The sequence below is a fragment of the Streptomyces sp. NPDC021080 genome (genome assembly GCF_044333225.1).
Taxonomy (GTDB): Bacteria; Actinomycetota; Actinomycetes; order Streptomycetales; family Streptomycetaceae; genus Streptomyces.
Genome location: NZ_JBIRQM010000008.1, coordinates 230,849 through 246,428 on the forward strand (window position 1 = coordinate 230,849; position 15,580 = coordinate 246,428).

Annotated in this window: 13 protein-coding genes; 6 read left to right on the forward strand and 7 right to left on the reverse strand. The window is 72.8% G+C overall.

The genetic code is table 11. The features are described 5' to 3' along the window. Positions 1–151: 151 nt before the first annotated feature. The 3 genes from ACH4S8_RS21575 to ACH4S8_RS21585 all read right to left on the reverse strand — a co-directional run bounded on the left by ACH4S8_RS21575 (position 152) and on the right by ACH4S8_RS21585 (position 3,339). Entirely contained in the window at positions 152–1,765 is a 1,614-nt protein-coding gene (locus ACH4S8_RS21575) for a transporter (protein ID WP_398396318.1), read from the reverse strand. Next, on the reverse strand, positions 1,762–2,559 hold the full coding sequence (locus ACH4S8_RS21580; protein ID WP_398396320.1) for an ABC transporter ATP-binding protein: 798 nt from the start codon (positions 2,557–2,559) through the stop codon (positions 1,762–1,764). Before ACH4S8_RS21580 ends, ACH4S8_RS21575 begins: the two co-directional genes overlap by 4 nt. A gap of 126 nt (positions 2,560–2,685) precedes the next feature. Further along, entirely contained in the window at positions 2,686–3,339 is a 654-nt protein-coding gene (locus ACH4S8_RS21585; protein ID WP_398396322.1) for a bifunctional DNA primase/polymerase, read from the reverse strand. Between the two features lie 302 nt (positions 3,340–3,641). Between ACH4S8_RS21585 and ACH4S8_RS21590 the strand changes: the two genes are divergently transcribed. Beyond that, on the forward strand, positions 3,642–5,027 hold the full coding sequence (locus ACH4S8_RS21590) for a transcriptional regulator (RefSeq protein WP_398396324.1): 1,386 nt from the start codon (positions 3,642–3,644) through the stop codon (positions 5,025–5,027). A 299-nt stretch (positions 5,028–5,326) separates the two neighbouring features. Then, positions 5,327–6,997, forward strand: a complete 1,671-nt coding sequence (locus tag ACH4S8_RS21595; RefSeq protein WP_398396326.1) for a hypothetical protein — start codon at positions 5,327–5,329, stop codon at positions 6,995–6,997. Between the two features lie 173 nt (positions 6,998–7,170). On the opposite strand, the gene ACH4S8_RS21600 is transcribed toward ACH4S8_RS21595, so the two are convergent. Then, a complete protein-coding gene (locus ACH4S8_RS21600) occupies positions 7,171–8,469 on the reverse strand; it encodes an ABC transporter substrate-binding protein (protein WP_398396328.1) in 1,299 nt (432 codons plus the stop codon). 117 nt (positions 8,470–8,586) lie between these two features. Here ACH4S8_RS21600 and ACH4S8_RS21605 point away from each other — a divergent pair, with 117 nt between their 5' ends. Together ACH4S8_RS21605 and purU are read left to right on the forward strand one after the other, a co-directional pair. Next, positions 8,587–9,087, forward strand: a complete 501-nt coding sequence (locus ACH4S8_RS21605) for a hypothetical protein (protein ID WP_365482389.1) — start codon at positions 8,587–8,589, stop codon at positions 9,085–9,087. Positions 9,088–9,248: 161 nt separating this feature from the next. Then, positions 9,249–10,133: a formyltetrahydrofolate deformylase gene (purU, locus tag ACH4S8_RS21610; protein WP_398396331.1), complete on the forward strand. Its 885-nt coding sequence runs from the start codon at positions 9,249–9,251 to the stop codon at positions 10,131–10,133. Positions 10,134–10,223: 90 nt separating this feature from the next. Here the strand turns inward: purU and ACH4S8_RS21615 are convergent, their stop codons facing one another. Together ACH4S8_RS21615 and ACH4S8_RS21620 are read right to left on the reverse strand one after the other, a co-directional pair. Continuing rightward, the gene (locus tag ACH4S8_RS21615) at positions 10,224–11,531 is read right to left on the reverse strand and encodes an MDMPI N domain containing protein (protein ID WP_398396702.1); all 1,308 of its coding nucleotides are present in this window, start codon (positions 11,529–11,531) and stop codon (positions 10,224–10,226) included. Positions 11,532–11,635: 104 nt separating this feature from the next. Beyond that, positions 11,636–12,217, reverse strand: a complete 582-nt coding sequence (locus ACH4S8_RS21620) for a sigma-70 family RNA polymerase sigma factor (protein WP_398396333.1) — start codon at positions 12,215–12,217, stop codon at positions 11,636–11,638. A 508-nt stretch (positions 12,218–12,725) separates the two neighbouring features. Here ACH4S8_RS21620 and ACH4S8_RS21625 point away from each other — a divergent pair. Both ACH4S8_RS21625 and ACH4S8_RS21630 read left to right on the forward strand, forming a co-directional pair. Next, positions 12,726–13,085: an STAS domain-containing protein gene (locus tag ACH4S8_RS21625; RefSeq protein ID WP_398396704.1), complete on the forward strand. Its 360-nt coding sequence runs from the start codon at positions 12,726–12,728 to the stop codon at positions 13,083–13,085. 265 nt (positions 13,086–13,350) lie between these two features. Then, a complete protein-coding gene (locus ACH4S8_RS21630; RefSeq protein WP_398396335.1) occupies positions 13,351–13,863 on the forward strand; it encodes an EF-hand domain-containing protein in 513 nt (170 codons plus the stop codon). Between the two features lie 96 nt (positions 13,864–13,959). Here the strand turns inward: ACH4S8_RS21630 and ACH4S8_RS21635 are convergent, their stop codons facing one another. Continuing rightward, positions 13,960–15,492, reverse strand: coding sequence for a class I adenylate-forming enzyme family protein (locus ACH4S8_RS21635; RefSeq protein ID WP_398396706.1), 1,533 nt, complete (start codon positions 15,490–15,492; stop codon positions 13,960–13,962). Positions 15,493–15,580: the final 88 nt, after the last annotated feature.

The window sequence follows — 15,580 nt, forward strand, 5'->3', positions numbered from 1 at the left end:
AGGATCTTCATCTTCAGTTCACGTGCTGTGTCAAATGGCACCGGCGGTGCGGCGCGCTGTCTCGGCCGCTCAGCCGATTGTCAGGAGACGCGCGCCGACACGCCGCAAGAACGCCGCGCGCGCCGACATGCCGTCAGAGCGCCGCGCGCGTTCACCCTTTGCTGACCGCCGCCAGGATCTCCGGCAGCCGTCCCGCCGTCCGGGGGGCCGCGAGCTTGAGCCCCAGCAGGGTGATCAGCGCTCCGTAGGCGGCGCCGACGGGCAGCAGCAGCCAGGTCCAGCGGTCGCCGTCGGCGCTCACGTTCAGCCAGATCGTCAGGGCGATGACCGGGGCGGCGAGCAGGGCGGCCGAGATCATGCCGCCGAAGATGGCGATCCAGGCGAGACCGGCCTGACCCGGGGCCACGTTCTTGTAGCCCTCCTGGGGGATGGAGTACGGGAAGCGGGCCGAGGACCAGGCACCGGTCGCCAGCATCGCGCCGAGCAACGCGAAGGACAGGCCGAGGACTTCGGGCAGTTTCTGCCACGCGCCGAGCAGCCCGCTCGTCACCACGGTCACGAGCGTCGCGTACGGCAGGGTGATCAGCAGCAGGGCCAGCGCCCGCCCGCGCAGTTCGACGTAGGCGTCACGGGGCGAGGAGATCGTCAGCGCGACCATCCAGAAGGCGGACGTGTCCTGTCCGAACTGGTTGTACATCTGGATTCCGAGCATCCCGGCCGCGAAGCACGCGAAGTAGACCGACCCGGTGCCCTGGAGCGCGTTGAACACCGGCACGATCAGACCGATGGCCAGCGAGGTCACCCAGGCCGCCTTGGTCTTCGGATCGCGCCACACGTATCGCAGACTGCGCTCCATGACCGTGCCGGTCCGGCCGGCCGGCAGCAGCCGGGCGAGCCCCGACGAACCGCGCTCACGGCCCGCGGGTTCCGCGGCCTGGAGCGTGGACCCGTCGGGCGAGGTCATCAGCCGTGTCAGATGACGGGACCACAGCGCCAGCAGCCCCGCCAGCGCGGCGGCGCACAGCGCGAGCTGGACGGTCCCGGACCCGTACGACCCCTCGCTCACCGAGTCCACGGCGCCGATCGCCGACGCGGGCGGGATCCAGCGCAGCACGTCCGTCACCGGGTCCAGCTCCGACAGCCCGCCCGCCGAACCGAGCCGCTGCGCGCCGAAGTTGACCAGCTGGGCGCCGACCGCGACGACCAGTCCGCTGAGCACCGCGAGATCGCGGCCCTTGCGGCTGGACAGCAGCCGGATGTTGGCGGCCGCGACGGCCCGGGCGAGGGCCACGCAGACCAGCAGGGCGAGTGCGAGCGCGATCACCGCCGTCGCGTACGCGGCCGCCCCGTGTGCGACCGAGATCACCGCGCCGAGCAGCAGGCAGAACGTGAAGAGCGGCCCGACACCGACCAGGGAGGCGGCCAGCAGAGCCCGGACGAGCGGCCGCGGCCGCAACGGCAGCATCACCAGCCGCGTCGGATCGAGCGTCTCGTCGCCGCCGGGGAAGAACAGCGGCATCACGGTCCAGCCGAGCGCCAGGACCGCCACGAGCAGGACGCCGACGCCGGCGGCGTGCGCGTTGCCGCGCAGCGCGATCAGCCCGAGCAGCTGGAGCACGGCGAACAGCAGCACGAGCACCGTGGAGAGGACGAACGCGGCCCGCCGGCCGGCGGACTGCCGCAGCCCGTTGCGCAGGAGCGACAGCTTCAGCCGTACGACGACGGGGGTGATCGAGGCGGCGGAGACGCCGGTGCCGGCGCTCACCGGGGGGTCCCGCCGCCCAGCCAGTCCAGGTCGGTCGTGGCGCCGCGGCCGTGCGCGCCGACCAGTTCCAGGAAGGCCTGCTGGAGCGAGGGCGCGCTCCCGCGTACCTCGGCGAGGGGACCGTGCGCGCGGATGCGGCCGGCGGCCATGACGGCGACCCAGTCGCACAGCGACTCGACCAGCTCCATCACGTGCGAGGAGAAGACGACGGTGGCGCCCGACGCGGTGTACCGCTCCAGCACGCCCCGGATGGTCTGCGCGGAGACCGGGTCCACCCCCTCGAACGGCTCGTCCAGGAAGAGGATCTCGGGGTTGTGCAGGAGCGCGCAGGCCAGACCGATCTTCTTGCGCATGCCGGTCGAGTAGTCGACGACGAGTTTGTGCTGCGCGCCCGCGAGGTCGAGGACGTCGAGGAGCTGGGTGGCGCGCTTGTCGACCTCCGCGCCGGGCAGACCCCGCAACCGGCCGGTGTACGCGAGCAGTTCGCGCCCCGAGAGCCGCTCGAAGAGCCGGAGTCCCTCGGGCAGTACGCCGATCCGGGCCTTCACCTGGGCCGGGTCGCGCCACACGTCGTGACCGACGACCTCGACGGTGCCCTGATCCGGTCTGAGCAGCCCGGTCAGCATCGACAGGGTGGTGGTCTTGCCGGCGCCGTTCGGCCCGACGAGCCCGATGAACCGCCCCGCGGGAAGCTCCAGATCGATCCCGGCCACGGCGACCTGCTCACCGAACCGCTTCCAGAGCCCCCGCACACGTACGGCGGGCGCGCCGCCGTCCTTCGCTCCCTCGCTCATACCGGCACCCTACGGGCCCCCGGCCGCCCGCCACCCGTCCCTGCGAAGTCCGGTCGATCCACAGTCCCCGCCGGCCCCACAGGCCTGTGCCGACCTTCACCGGGCTCCGCGGAACCCGGTCGGCCGCTACCGGTCCCGTCCGCAGGCGTAGGCGAGCGGGGAGATCAGCTCCTCCGCGTCCGGCAGCCAGCGGTTCGCGGGCGTCGGACGGCAGGCCCACTGGACGGCACCTCGGGAGCCGACCCGGGTCGGCGGCGCGGCCACGTAGGCCCCCTCGCCGAGCGTGGTCAGACCGAGCGAGGCCGGCGGCCAGCCCAGCGCCCGGACCAGATCGGGGATCTTCGCCGCCGCTCCGGGGAGCACGAAGAAGTGCATGCGACGGTCCGGGGTGCACGTCACCGGGCCGAGGGTGAGTTCCATCCGCCGCATCCGGGCGAGCGCCAGGAACCCCGCCGTCTCGGGCACGTCGATCGCGTCGAACGCACGCCCCGTGGGCAGCAGGATCGACGCCTGCGGCCGCAACGACCAGAGCCGGCGCGCGACGGTCGCGCTGCCCGTGGCCTGGGCCGCCCAGTCCGAACGCGCCGGATGCGCGCCGGGCGCGGCGCAGGCGGGATCGCCGCAGGAACAGAGCTGCACCCCGCCGGCCGGTTCGAGCCAGGTGCCGGGGAACACGTCCCAGTGGCGTTCCTCGGCATAGCGCACGGCGGTCTCCCCCAGCGACTCGCCACGCTGCTGGGGGATCAGTGCGGACTCGGTTCCTGTCATGGTCTCTTCCACATCGGTCTCAACTCCCGCGTCCACCCAGGGTTACGGGGACACGCGCGCGGGGGAGGAGCATCGATTCCCCGGCCGGGGCGCATGGATGCACGTGTGGGGGCGCGCGGGGGGAACGGCAGCTGGTGGCGGGTAACCAGGGAGGGGGTCGGGCGACCGCCTTTACCCCGGCAATCCTCGCATGTCTCGCATCTTCGGCATGTCTGCGGGGCATCGATCTTCCTGGCCGGTCGCTCGGGCGACCGGCAGGTGAGGACACGTCAACCCGGTGCGTGGGCAGGCACCGCAGCCACAGGGGGTACGCCATGGCCGCAAGGCCTCTGATCGCCAGGCAGCCGAACGAACGACTGCAGGCACTCATCCAGGAAGCGGGCTGCTCGAACGCCGGACTGGCCCGCCGGGTCAACATGTGCGGCGCGGAGCACGGACTCGACCTGCGCTACGACAAGACGTCCGTGGCGCGCTGGCTGCGCGGCCAGCAGCCCCGCGGGCGGGCTCCGGCGATCATCGCCGAGGCGCTCGGCCGCAAGCTCGGCAGGACGGTCACGATCGACGAGATCGGCATGGCCAACGGCAAGAACCTGGCGTCCGGCGTCGGCCTCCAGTTCTCGCCGACGATACTGGGCGCCATCGAGCAGGTCTGCGAGCTGTGGCGCAGCGACGTGGGGCGGCGTGACTTCCTGTCCGGGTCGTCGGTCGCCGCCTCCGCGCTCGTCGAGCCGAGCCGCGACTGGCTGATCTCGTCGCCGGACTCGCAGGTGGCCCGCTCGGCGGGGCCGCGCGTCGGGCTCTCGGACGTGGCGGCGGTCCGCGCGATGACCCAGGCACTCGTCGACCTGGACCACCAGTACGGCAGCGGGCACGTGCGCCCGGTCGTGGTGCACTACCTGAACAGCGTGGTCTCCGGGCTGCTCGCCGGCTCCTACCGGGAGGCGGTCGGACGCGAACTGTTCGCGGCCGTGTCCCGGCTGACGGAGCTCGCCGGCTACATGGCCATCGACACCGGCCAGCCAGGGCTCGCCCAGCGGTACTACATCCAGGCGCTGCGGCTCGCGCAGGCGGCCGGCGACCGCGGTTACGGCGGTTACGTCCTCGCCGCGTCCATGAGCCACCTGGCCGCCCAGCTCGGCAACCCGCGCGAGATCGCGCAGCTGGCGCGCGCGGCCCAGGAAGGGGCGCGCGGGCGGGTGACACCGCGGGCGGAGTCGATGTTCCACGCGGCCGAGGCGCGCGGGCACGCGCTGATGGGTGACGTGCGTGCCGCGCAGGTGGCGTCCGGGCGGGCCGTCACGGCCCTGGAGAACGCGGACGCGGCCTCCGGGGACGACCCGACGTGGATCGCGCACTTCGACGAGGCCTACCTGGCCGACGAGCTGGCCCACTGTCACCGGGACCTCGGCCAGGCCGAGGCCGCCGCGCGGTGCGCCGAGCAGTCCCTGGCCGGCCATCCCGAGTCGCGTGCCCGCCGCCGGGCCATCGGCTATGTCCTGCTGGCCACGGCACAGGTCCAGCAGCGCGAGGTGGAGCAGGCCTGCCACACCGGTCTGCGCGCCGTCGAACTCCTCGGCACGCTCCGCTCCAACCGCGGCGCCGAGTACCTGGAGGACCTGCAGCAGCGCCTGGAGCCGTTCCAGGACGAGGCCGTGGTGCGGGAGTTCGGGGCACGCATGGAGCTGCAGGCGGCGGCGTGACCGTACGCGGGGCGGGAACGGGGGCGGGGGCCGCCGGTGCGCGGGTGTGATCATTTTTCTTCCGCGTCCGGTGGGTCCGCCGCTCCCGCGCCCGTGAACATATGGCCCGTACGGGCGTGAACGCCGGGAAAACGAGGGCGCTGTGCGGGAACGGAGTGAGATACAGCGCATTCGGGGGCGGATTCGTTACCCGTGTCACAAGGCGCGGTGGTGACCGCAGGTGCTGCGTAGCAGCGGGTTGTGGGGACCCGGTAGCGTGAGCCGATGATTCCGAAGGTCCCCCATTCGTAGGAGTCCCGGTGACGCAGAGTGGACAGGGCGAGGAGCCCTCGGCGCGGCCCGCGCGCGAAGGCATCGTGCTGCCCTCCGACGGTAGTGAGCCGATGCCGCCGGGTACGACGGGTGACCGGGTGACCCCGGCCGGCGGCCCGGCCTGGGGCGGGCAGTGGGGCCCCGACGCGTCGGCCGGCCAGGCCCCGCAGTCCGGTGACGGCTGGGGCGCGCCGGTGAACGCCACGTCGTCCTGGAGCGCCTCCGCGCCCGACGGGGGCCAGGGCTGGCCGACGGCCGACCCGCACGGCGCACAGCAGGCGCAGGGTTTCGCCCAGCCGGGATCCGGTTCCGGACCGCTGCCGCCCGAGAGCGCGCCGTCCTCGGCATACGGCGCCCAGAACGGCTATGCGCCGGGGGCGCACGGCTCGCACGCCGCGGCCGGCTACGACGGCTACGGCGCCTACGGGTCCCAGGAGCAGCACGCCGGGCAGGGCGCTCCGACGCCGCCCGGCGGCGAGGACGGCGCCACCCAGTACATTCCGTACATACCGGCCGCCCCGGGTGCCGACGAGGGGGCGACGCAGTTCATCCCGCCGGTCCCCGCCGCGCCCGGCGAGGGCGCCACCCAGTTCATCCCGCCGGTGGGACCCGGCGCGCTGCCGCCGGAGATCGGGGCCGGTGCCCCGCAGTACCTGGGGCAGGCGACGCAGGGCGGTCACGGCGCCGGATCACCGGCGCCCGCCGGTCCGGACGCCGACGCCACGCAGTACATCCCGCCCGTGCCCGCGCAGCCGTCCGGATCCTTCGGGATGCCGGCGGGCGGGCCGGAGGAGCGCCAGCCCCCGGCGGAGTTCGACAGTCTCTTCCGCAGCGAGCCGGAAGCGGCCGGAGCGACGCAGATGCTGCCCCGTATCGACGGAGGAGCCCCGCAGGCCCCGTACGGCGCCGGTGACTCCTACGGCACCGGCGACCCCTACGGCGCCCAGTCCGCGCCCGGCGGCCGGGCCGCCGGGCGACGCGGTGGCCCGGCGGACGGCGACGGAGGGGGCGGCGCCCGCAGCCGCTCGCGCGTCCCGGTGATCGCGGCGGTCGGCATCGGCATCATCGTGCTCGGTGTCGGCGCCGGCGCCCTGCTCAGTGGCGGCGGCGGTGGCGACGACGGCAAGGACGACACCGGCAAGACGGTGGCCGCGACCGCGCCCGCCACCCAGGGCTCGTCGTCGGCGGCGGCGGCCGACCCGGTGAAGGCGCAGGCCGTCGAGCTGGACAAGCTCCTCGCCGACAGCAGCAACAGCCGCGGCTCGGTGATCAACGCCGTGGCGAACGTGAAGGCGTGCAACAACCTCGGCCAGGCGGCCGGTGATCTGCGGGACGCCGCCAAGCAGCGAGGCGAGCTGGTCACCCGGCTCTCCACCCTCGCCGTCGACAAGCTGCCGAACCACGATCAGCTGTCGACCTCCCTCACCAATGCCTGGAAGGCCTCCGCGGCGGCCGACAACCACTACGCGGCCTGGGCCGACCAGGTCGGCAACGGCAAGAAGGGCTGCCACAAGGGCCACGCCCGCACCACCGGGCAGACCCAGGCGGGCGACGTGGCCAGCGGCACGGCCTCCGCCGAGAAGGAGAAGGCCGCGCGGCTCTGGAACTCCATCGCGTCCAAGTACGGCCTGACGCAGCGGACCCGCACCCAGCTGTGACCCGCACCCAGCTGTGACCCGCACCCAGCGATGACCCGTACGAAAGCCCGGCCCCCTCGCCGAACGGAGAGGGGGCCGGGCTTCGTCGTGAGCACTGCCGGTGGTCCGGCCGGGTGCGGGTCCGTTGTTCCTCCGGCCCGCGTCGGCCCGCGCCTTCCGGTTCCAGTCCGCTTCTAGTCCGCGTTGGCCAGTGTCTTCGTCATGTTGACGAACCCGCTCCGCTGCGAGGTGAGCCGGCCGTCGCGGATGACCTGGAAGGTGACGTCGGCGTTGACCAGGCGCGGGAAGTCGGCGGCCGCTGTCTGTGCGTCGAAGCGCCAGCTCAGGGTCGGCGTGACCCCGCCCGTGGTCACCTTGAGGCCGTTGTCGAGCTCGCGCCGGATGGTGAGCGGCGAGACCTCTCCCGCGCCGAGGGACTCGATGACCTTCCTCAGCACGGTGTAAGCGATCCAGGTCGTCTGCACCCCGGAGTCGGCGGGGTCGATCCGGTTGTCGCCGAAGGCCTGCTCCTTGATCACCGCGCGCATCGGGTTCCAGCGCGAGTCGTCGGCGGTCGGGTACCAGCCGGTGACGTACGCACCCTCGTACGGGCCCGACTTGCCGCCGCTGGCATCGATCTGCGACTGGTCGATGCTGCCGATGACCGTACCGGTGTGCACCTTCCGGTAGTCCGAGCTGTCGCGCCGGAAGGAGTCCATGAAGGTGTTCGTGCGGTCACCGAGCGCGGGGACCACACAGCCCTGCAGGCCCGGCTGGGAGGTCGCGTGCTGGAGCGCGAGCTGGGTCGGCCGGGAGTACTCGGTGGCGTCCTCGGGTGCCCGCTGGTCCACGGCCCGCGCGTGGCCCAGCGCCTTCAGACCGGCGTCCAGCAGGACCGGCAGCTCGTCACCGGCGATGGTGTCGGGACGTATGAGCGAGACAGGTCCGCAGTTCTTGCCGAGCTGCTCGCCGAGGCCCGCCAGCAGGACGCCCTGACCGCCGTTGACGGGATAGGAGACCGGGCTGGAGAACTCGTCGTCGGTGACGCCGAAGCCTCCGATGTAGGGGATGCCCGCGCTCTCCAGCGGGGAGAGGAAGTTGCGGCTGTGCTGGCTGTAGGAGCCCACGACCGCGACGACCTTCTCGTCGGCGGCCCGCTCGGCGCAGTGCGCGGCGGCGACCGAGTCGTTGTGGTCGTTGCAGGTGAGGACCTCCAGCCGACGGCCGTTGATGCCGCCGTGGGCGTTGACCCAGCGTGCGTAGGCCTTCGCCAGCGCCGGCATCCCGGGCTTGTTCGTCGCGTTGGTCTTCTCGGGGGCCCAGGTCATCACCTTGACGGGGCCATCCCCGGAGCCCCCCGTGGCACCAGGGATGGCCCCGCATCCGACAGCGACCGACGCACAGGCGATTAACGCGCTCGCGTACAGCAGCTTGGCCTTGCGGGGCCGGGGCGTAGTGGGGGAGGTGGTGCGAGTACGTCGCCTACCGGTCATGGGCATGCACGATTCCCCCACATCAGAAACCCTTGTGTGACCCGTGGTCGACATGGGGTGACGTAGAGGTGAATTCCAGGGGCCGATGAACTGTTTTTCACAGAGAACGTACGATCGGTGACCGTGCAAGACTCGGAGAACTCTTCCCGCCGCGGCCGTCGCTCATCCACCATGGGCGGTATGCCACTGAACGACATGCCGTGGTGGCGCTGGCGCAGCAATGTGCGCTCCGCGCTGCACATGCTTTCCGACCCCGTTTTCCAGAGAGACGTCTGGCTCGCCGGCGTCGACGGATACGGCGACGTCACCGACGCCGTGTACCGCCTGGTCGAGGACACCTGGCTGGACAACTGGTCGGCCGAGAAATACGTCGGCACGATCTTCCGGGACTCCCAGGAGGCCGCCCTCGTGGACAGTGCCGTCCTGCGGGTCCTGCGGATCATGCACCAGGTCGGACCCGACGCGCCGGTCTCCGCCTATCTCGACCACCAGGGGTGGCCGGACGCCCTGCAGGCCGCGCGCGCCGCGCACGTACGGCTGGCGTCGAGCGACGGCGAGGACCCGGACGCACCGCCGCGCACCCTCGAGGTCCTGCGCATCCTGACGCGGTCGGCATAGCCGTCGGCGCAGGAGTCGGTACGGCGGTCGGCGCGACCGGCGGCACAGCCGTCGGCCCTGCGGTCGGCCCTGCGGTCCGGCGGCCGTGACGTGCCCCGCGGGGCGTCCGCGTGGCGGGACGGCACTCCTGCGCTGGCCCCTGGTGTGAAAGCCTGTCCCGCATGAATGAGCCGTCCGTCCGCGGGGCCGCGCCCGCCGCCGAGCAGTACGTCCTGACGCTGTCCTGCCCCGACAAGCAGGGCATCGTGCACGCCGTGTCCAGCTACTTGTTCATGACCGGCTGCAACATCGTGGACAGCCAGCAGTTCGGCGACCAGGACACGGGTCTGTTCTTCATGCGCGTCCACTTCTCGGCGGAGTCGCCGGTGACCGTGGAGAAACTGCGTGCGAGTTTCACGGCGATCGGTGACGCCTTCCACATGGAATGGCAGATCCACCGGGCCGAGGACCGGATGCGGGTCGTGCTGATGGTGAGCAAGTTCGGCCACTGCCTGAACGACCTGCTCTTCCGCGCGCGGATCGGCGCGCTGCCCGTCGACATCGCCGCGGTGGTCTCCAACCACACGGACTTCGCGGAACTGGCGGGGTCGTACGACGTCCCCTTCCACCACATCGCGGTGACGAAGGACACGAAGGCCGAGGCCGAGGCGCAACTGCTGGAGCTGGTGCGCGAGAAGGGCGTCGAGCTGGTCGTCCTCGCCCGCTACATGCAGGTCCTCTCGGACGACCTGTGCAAGCAGCTCAGCGGCCGGATCATCAACATCCACCACTCGTTCCTGCCGAGCTTCAAGGGCGCCAAGCCCTACCACCAGGCGCACGCCCGCGGGGTCAAGCTCATCGGCGCCACGGCGCACTACGTCACCGCCGACCTCGACGAGGGCCCGATCATCGAGCAGGAGGTCGAGCGGGTCGGCCACGACGTCACCCCCGACCAGCTCGTCGCCATCGGCCGGGACGTGGAGTGCCAGGCGCTGGCCCGTGCCGTGAAGTGGCACGCGGAGCGCCGCATCCTCCTGAACGGGCGCCGGACGGTCGTTTTCGCCTGACCGCCTGACCGCCTGACCGCCTGACCGCCTGACCGCCCGACCGCCTGACCGCCCGACCGCCTGACCGCCTGACCGCCCGACCGCGCCGGGCTACATCCGGCTCAGCGAGGCGGCCGCGAACAGCACGTCCCTGATGACCTCGCGGTCGCCGTCCTGTCCGGCGGCCGCCTCCTCGGGGGACACGTGGCCCGCGGCCAGGCGGCAGAACTCCACCCCGTCCAGCGCGACATGGGCCACCTCGTGCTCGGCGGAGCCGACGGCGCCGGGCGAGTCGAGCGGGATGAGCCACTCGCCGCCGCCGGAGCCCTCGATCTCCAGGCGCAGGCTGCGCCCCGGGGCGCCCGCCGCGACGAGATGCCGGACCGACCGGTCCGCCAGCCCGGCCCGGCGCCGCTCGGCGAGCGAGACGGGCAGCATCCGCGCGGCCAGGTCGATCATCCGGTGCAGATGCCGGGGAGCGGGCGGTTCGTACGGGTAGTCCACCGCGTCGGCGATGTCCCCCGCGTGCACCCAGCACTCGAAGGCCCGGTCCAGCATCGAGTCGCTGAGCGGCAGTTCGAAACCGCCGTAGGCCACGGTGAGCCGCCCGGAGGCCTCACCGCCCGCGACCCCGCCGGCGGGCGGGGCGCCCTCCTCCACGAACGACACCGACCGGACGATGCCGTGGCTCTGTTCCCGCCAGGGTCCGCGCACGGACCGGGTGGGCGGGACGCGCGAGGCACGCCAGTACGCCTCGGTGCGGTCCTGAGGTGTCGCCCGCTCCGCGTCGGCCCCGCCGAGCGGATCGTCCAGACCCAGCGCGACGGCGACCAGTCCGTCGACGCTCAGCAGATGGGCTATGACCCCGGCGACGGTCGTACGACGGCTCACGGGCCTGTCGCCCTCGAACCAGCGCAGCCGGACGGGCGCGTGCCATTCGGAGCCGCCGATGTCCTGGAGCAGGGCGTCGAGCCGGGCGGTCTCCGCGTCGTAGGGAGCGGCCCACTCGGGTACCGGGATGCGCGGCGGGCGCCGGTCCAGGCAGCTCGTCAGGACGCGGGTGCGCAGTGCCGGGTCCAGGTCGAGGCTTTCCGCCGGGTGCAGCAGTCCGACCGCCTCGCGCAGCCGCAGCGCCTCGTCCGCGCACGAGCCGCAGTACCCGAGGTGGTCCTCGACGGCACTCGTCTCGTCCGCCGAACAGGCGGCCAGTGCCCACGCGCCCAGCAGCGACTTCAGGACCCGGTGTTCGAGGACCAGCGGCGCCGGCCCGGGGGCGGCGGCCGCGTCGGGCAGCGGCTTCGGTTCGGGCAGCGGCAGCCCGGTGTCCTCCACGGAGGCACGGGGCGGCGGTATGCGCGGCGGCCCGTCCGGCCGTGGTCCCGCGCCGCCGCCCGCGTCCTCGTGCCCGTCCTCCCGCATGCCGCTGTGCCCGTCCTCGTTCAAGTCCATGTTCCCGTGCACGTCCTCGTGCCCGTCCTCGGGCCCCTCGTCGTCGGACGACGGGAACCGGCCGGATTCCTCGCTCACCGCGCACCCCCGTGTTCCGGTGGTGCGCCCGCGGGCCCGGCGTCGTGGGCGGTGGAGAGGAGCTGGAGGCCGAGGCGGAGCCGGCGGCGGGCCTCGTCCTCGGTGACGCCGAGGTCGGCGGCGGCCTGGCGGTAGTCACGGCGCTGGAAATACGCCAGCTCCAGAGCGGTCCGCAGCGGGGTGGGCATGGACGTGACGATGTAGTCCGCGCGGGCGGCGACGGACGCGCTGCGCACCTTGCGCTCCAGCTCCTCGGCGGTGCCGTCGCCGCCCTGGGCGAGAGCGGCGGTCTCGGTGGCGCGCAGGCGCTGCACGGCCAGACGATGGGTCAGGCCGGCGACCCAGGAGCGCAGCGGGCCCTGCTTGGGGTCGTAGGCGTCGGGGTTCTCCCAGACATGGGTGAAGACCTCGCGGGTGATCCCGTCGGCGGCCCGCTCGTCCCCGAGCACGCGATGGGCGAGACCGTGCACGAGCGAGGCGAACCGGTCGTAGAGCTCGCCGAGCGCGGCCGCCTCACCGCGCGAGAGCCGCTGCTGCATCTTGCGGTCCCAGCGGGGCGGTGCGTCCTGCGTCGCCATACGGCCCCCTCACCCCTGGTCGTGACCGGCGCCCGTCCATGCGTCCGGCCGGTGTTCCGGCCATGTCCCCTGTCGCTGTCCTGCCCCGCGGTGCTGCGGTCCAGCCTGTCCGCATCCGCTGTCTTGAATGTAGTCGGCACGTCGGACAACGCACGCCCCTTTGCGTCAATGTGCGCCCCTGGGCGGGCCGTAGATGGTAGAAGCGCGCCCCTTCCACCCCCGTAGCCGACCGCAACAGGCCGTATACGACCGAAAGAGAACCCTCGTGAAGCATTTTCGACCGTAGACAGGCCTTTCTTCCTGACGGGATCCGTGTTTCATGGAACTACGGCGGGGCAGCCGCGCTGGAAGGAAGCGTACGAAGTGCTTCCGTTTCTGCTGGGCGAGGCGAGCGAGAGGCGTGGCGGTGACGCTCAAGGTGACCCACGTGACCGACGTGGCCGACGTGACCGACGGCGAGAGCGGCGCGGACGGCGCGGGGAGAGGGAGTGCGGGCGGTTCGGGCGCCCTGCGCCGCCACGAGGACGGGTGGGCCGTGCTGCGGGTGTCGGGCGAACTCGATCTCGTCACGTCACCGTCGCTGCGCCAGAGCGTCCACGACGTGGTGGCCGCGGGTCGGCACAGCGTCGTCCTGGACCTGTCCGGGGTCGTGTTCTGCGACTCCAGCGGTGTCGGCGTCCTGATCGCCGCCCGCCGTCTCATGCGCTCCTGCCGGGGGCGTCTGCGGCTGATCCTGCCCGCGCAGGGAGCGGCCGACGGCTCCCACGTCAACCGGGTCCTCGGGGCCCTCGGCGTGCGCCGGCTCTTCGACGTGTACCCGGACGTCGACGCGGCCGTGGACGAGGAGTCCCGCCCGCTGTCGGCCTGACGCCCCGGTCACGGCCCCTCCCGTTCCCCTTCCCCGTCGTCCCCGTTCCCGTCGTCCCGTTCCCTCCCGGCGGCCGCCCCCGCGCCGCGAGCGGCACCCCTGATCGCCGCGCGGCACACCAGCACGCCGTTGTCCCGGAATTCTTGCGGTCTTGGCACAACCGTCGCTTTCCGGCACTCCGGGCGGTCCGGGCGACGTACGCTCCGTCCCAGATGAACCGCAGTCCGGCCGAGGCCGGCTGAGAAGTGAGGCGGGCCGAGCACCCATGGTCAGTTCCGATTACGAGCGCAGGATCGCCGCCCGGTTCGCCGGCTTCGACCAGGACGGCAACGGCTACATCGACCGGGAGGACTTCAACGCCGCGACCAAGGCCGTGCTCGCCGAGTTCGGCACCGCGGCCCGGTCGGACAAGGGCCAGGCCCTCTACATCGGGGCCGAGGCGTTCTGGCAGGGCATGGCCGGGATAGCGGACCGGGACGGCGACCAGCGGATCACGCGCGAGGAGTTCGTGAGCGGCGCCGTGAAGCGGCTGCGCGACAACCCCGAGCGGTTCGCCGAGATCGCCCGCCCCTTCCTGCACGCGGCCCTCGCCGTGGCGGACACCGACGGGGACGGCGCGGCCACGGTCGAGGAGACCACGCGCGTCCTCAGGGCGCTCGGAGTGGGCGAGGCCGTCGCCGCCACCGTGGCCGCCGCCCTCGACGTGGACGCCGACGGGCGGATCGGCGAGACGGAGATCGTGAGCGGGTTCGCCCGCTACTTCACCGTTCCGGAGTAGGCCCGGCAGTGCGTTCCGGCCTGCTCCGGGGCCCGTCCGCCGGACCGGCCCCGGAGCAGGCCTTCGGACGGGACACCCCGGAAGCCGGACGGGACCTCACCCCGAGAAGCGCTCCCTGAGCCGGTACTTGAGCACCTTCCGCAGCGTCTCGTTGCGCGGAAGGGCGTCCACCACCTCCAGCTGCTCCGGCAGCTTGTGCACGGACAGCCCTTCCCCGCGCAGATACGCCGTCACCGCGGCCAGCGTCAGCTCCGGAGCCCCCGGCGGCTGCTCCACCACCGCGCAGACGCGCTCCCCGCGCTCGGCGTCGGGCAGTCCGATCACGGCGGCGTCGCCGACCGCCGGGTGCCGGTGCAGCAGGTCCTCGATCTCCTTCGCGGAGATGTTCTCGCCCTTGCGGATGATGATGTCCTTCACCCGGCCGGTGAGGACGAGGTGACCGCTCCCGGTCAGATGCCCCACGTCCCCGGTGATCAGGAACCCGTCCCCGTCGAACGCCTCCGCGGTCTGCGCCGGGTCCAGATATCCCTGGCACACGGCCTCCCCCCTGAGCCGTACGTCTCCTTCGGCACCGGCCGGCAGGGGAGCGCCCGTCGCGTCCACGACCCGGATCTCCATGCCCTCGGGGGGCCTGCCCTCGGTGCCGGCCAGGTTCTCGGCGGTGTCGTCCGGCGCGCCCATCGTGATCATCGGGACCTCGGTCATCCCGTACCCGTGGGTGAGCTGGACGCCCATCTCCCGGACCACCGAGTGGTAGACCTCGGGCGGCTTCGGGGCCCCGCCGCCCGCGAGCAGCCGCAGCGAGGGAATGACCGGCTCCCCGGGCCGCTTGCGCTGTTCGGCGAGGAACATCGAGTAGAACGCGGTCGACCCGCCCGCCACCGTCACGCCGTGCCTGCGGTACTCCGCCAGGGCGGCGGGCAGCGCGAAGTGCTCGAACATCACGGCCGGGAAGCCGTACAGCAGCAGCATCACCGTGTAGTCGGGCCCGGCGATGTGCGCGTACGGGAAGGCCATCGAGCCCACGTCGTCCGCGGACAGGCGCAGCGCGTGGGCGAGACAGGAGCCGCCCGCGATCAGTGAACGGTCGGTGTGCAGCACGCCCTTGGGGTCGGAGGTGGTGCCCGAGGTCCAGTAGATCCAGCGGACGGAGGTGCCGTCGGAGGGCGGGGCGGGCAGGACGGCGGGATCGCCGTCGGGCAGCGCGTCGTACGCCTCGAAGACGTTCTTCGCGCCGAGCCGGCGGGCCATCGCGGTGTGGTCGAAGCCGCGCCACTCGCCCGGTACGGCGAAGTACTCGGCCTTCGACTCCCGCAGCGCGAAGCCGACCTCGCGGTCGCGGTAGAAGGGGATGACCGGTGACTGCACGGCGCCGAGACGGGCCAGGGCGAAGGACAGCAGGGCGGTCTCGATCCGGGTGGGCAGCTGCCAGGCGACCACCGTGCCGGGCCGTACGCCCCGGTCGTACAGGCCCGCCGCGACCCGCTCGGCACGGTCGCGCAGCTCGCCGAAGGTCAGGGAGCGGTCGCCCTGGAGGAGGACGGGCCGGTCGGGGGTGAGGCCGGCCCGGCGGTCGGCCAGTTCCCACAGCGTGCGCGCGGAGCTCAGGGCGTGTGCGGTGTCGTTCACTTCGGTCACCCTGCGATCGGTCATCTCGGCCCCCTGTGATCGGTCGTCTCGGCCTTCCGCCCGCCGGTCGCTCCGGTCCGCGCGGTCG

Coding starts and splice junctions, on each gene's coding strand:
- ACH4S8_RS21580 (WP_398396320.1), bottom strand. CDS start 2,559: ATGAGCGAGGGAGCGAAGGACGGCGGCGCGCCCGCCGTACGTGTGCGG.
- ACH4S8_RS21590 (WP_398396324.1), top strand. CDS start 3,642: ATGGCCGCAAGGCCTCTGATCGCCAGGCAGCCGAACGAACGACTGCAG.
- ACH4S8_RS21600 (WP_398396328.1), bottom strand. CDS start 8,469: ATGACCGGTAGGCGACGTACTCGCACCACCTCCCCCACTACGCCCCGG.
- purU (WP_398396331.1), top strand. CDS start 9,249: ATGAATGAGCCGTCCGTCCGCGGGGCCGCGCCCGCCGCCGAGCAGTAC.
- ACH4S8_RS21615 (WP_398396702.1), bottom strand. CDS start 11,531: ATGCGGGAGGACGGGCACGAGGACGCGGGCGGCGGCGCGGGACCACGG.
- ACH4S8_RS21620 (WP_398396333.1), bottom strand. CDS start 12,217: ATGGCGACGCAGGACGCACCGCCCCGCTGGGACCGCAAGATGCAGCAG.
- ACH4S8_RS21630 (WP_398396335.1), top strand. CDS start 13,351: ATGGTCAGTTCCGATTACGAGCGCAGGATCGCCGCCCGGTTCGCCGGC.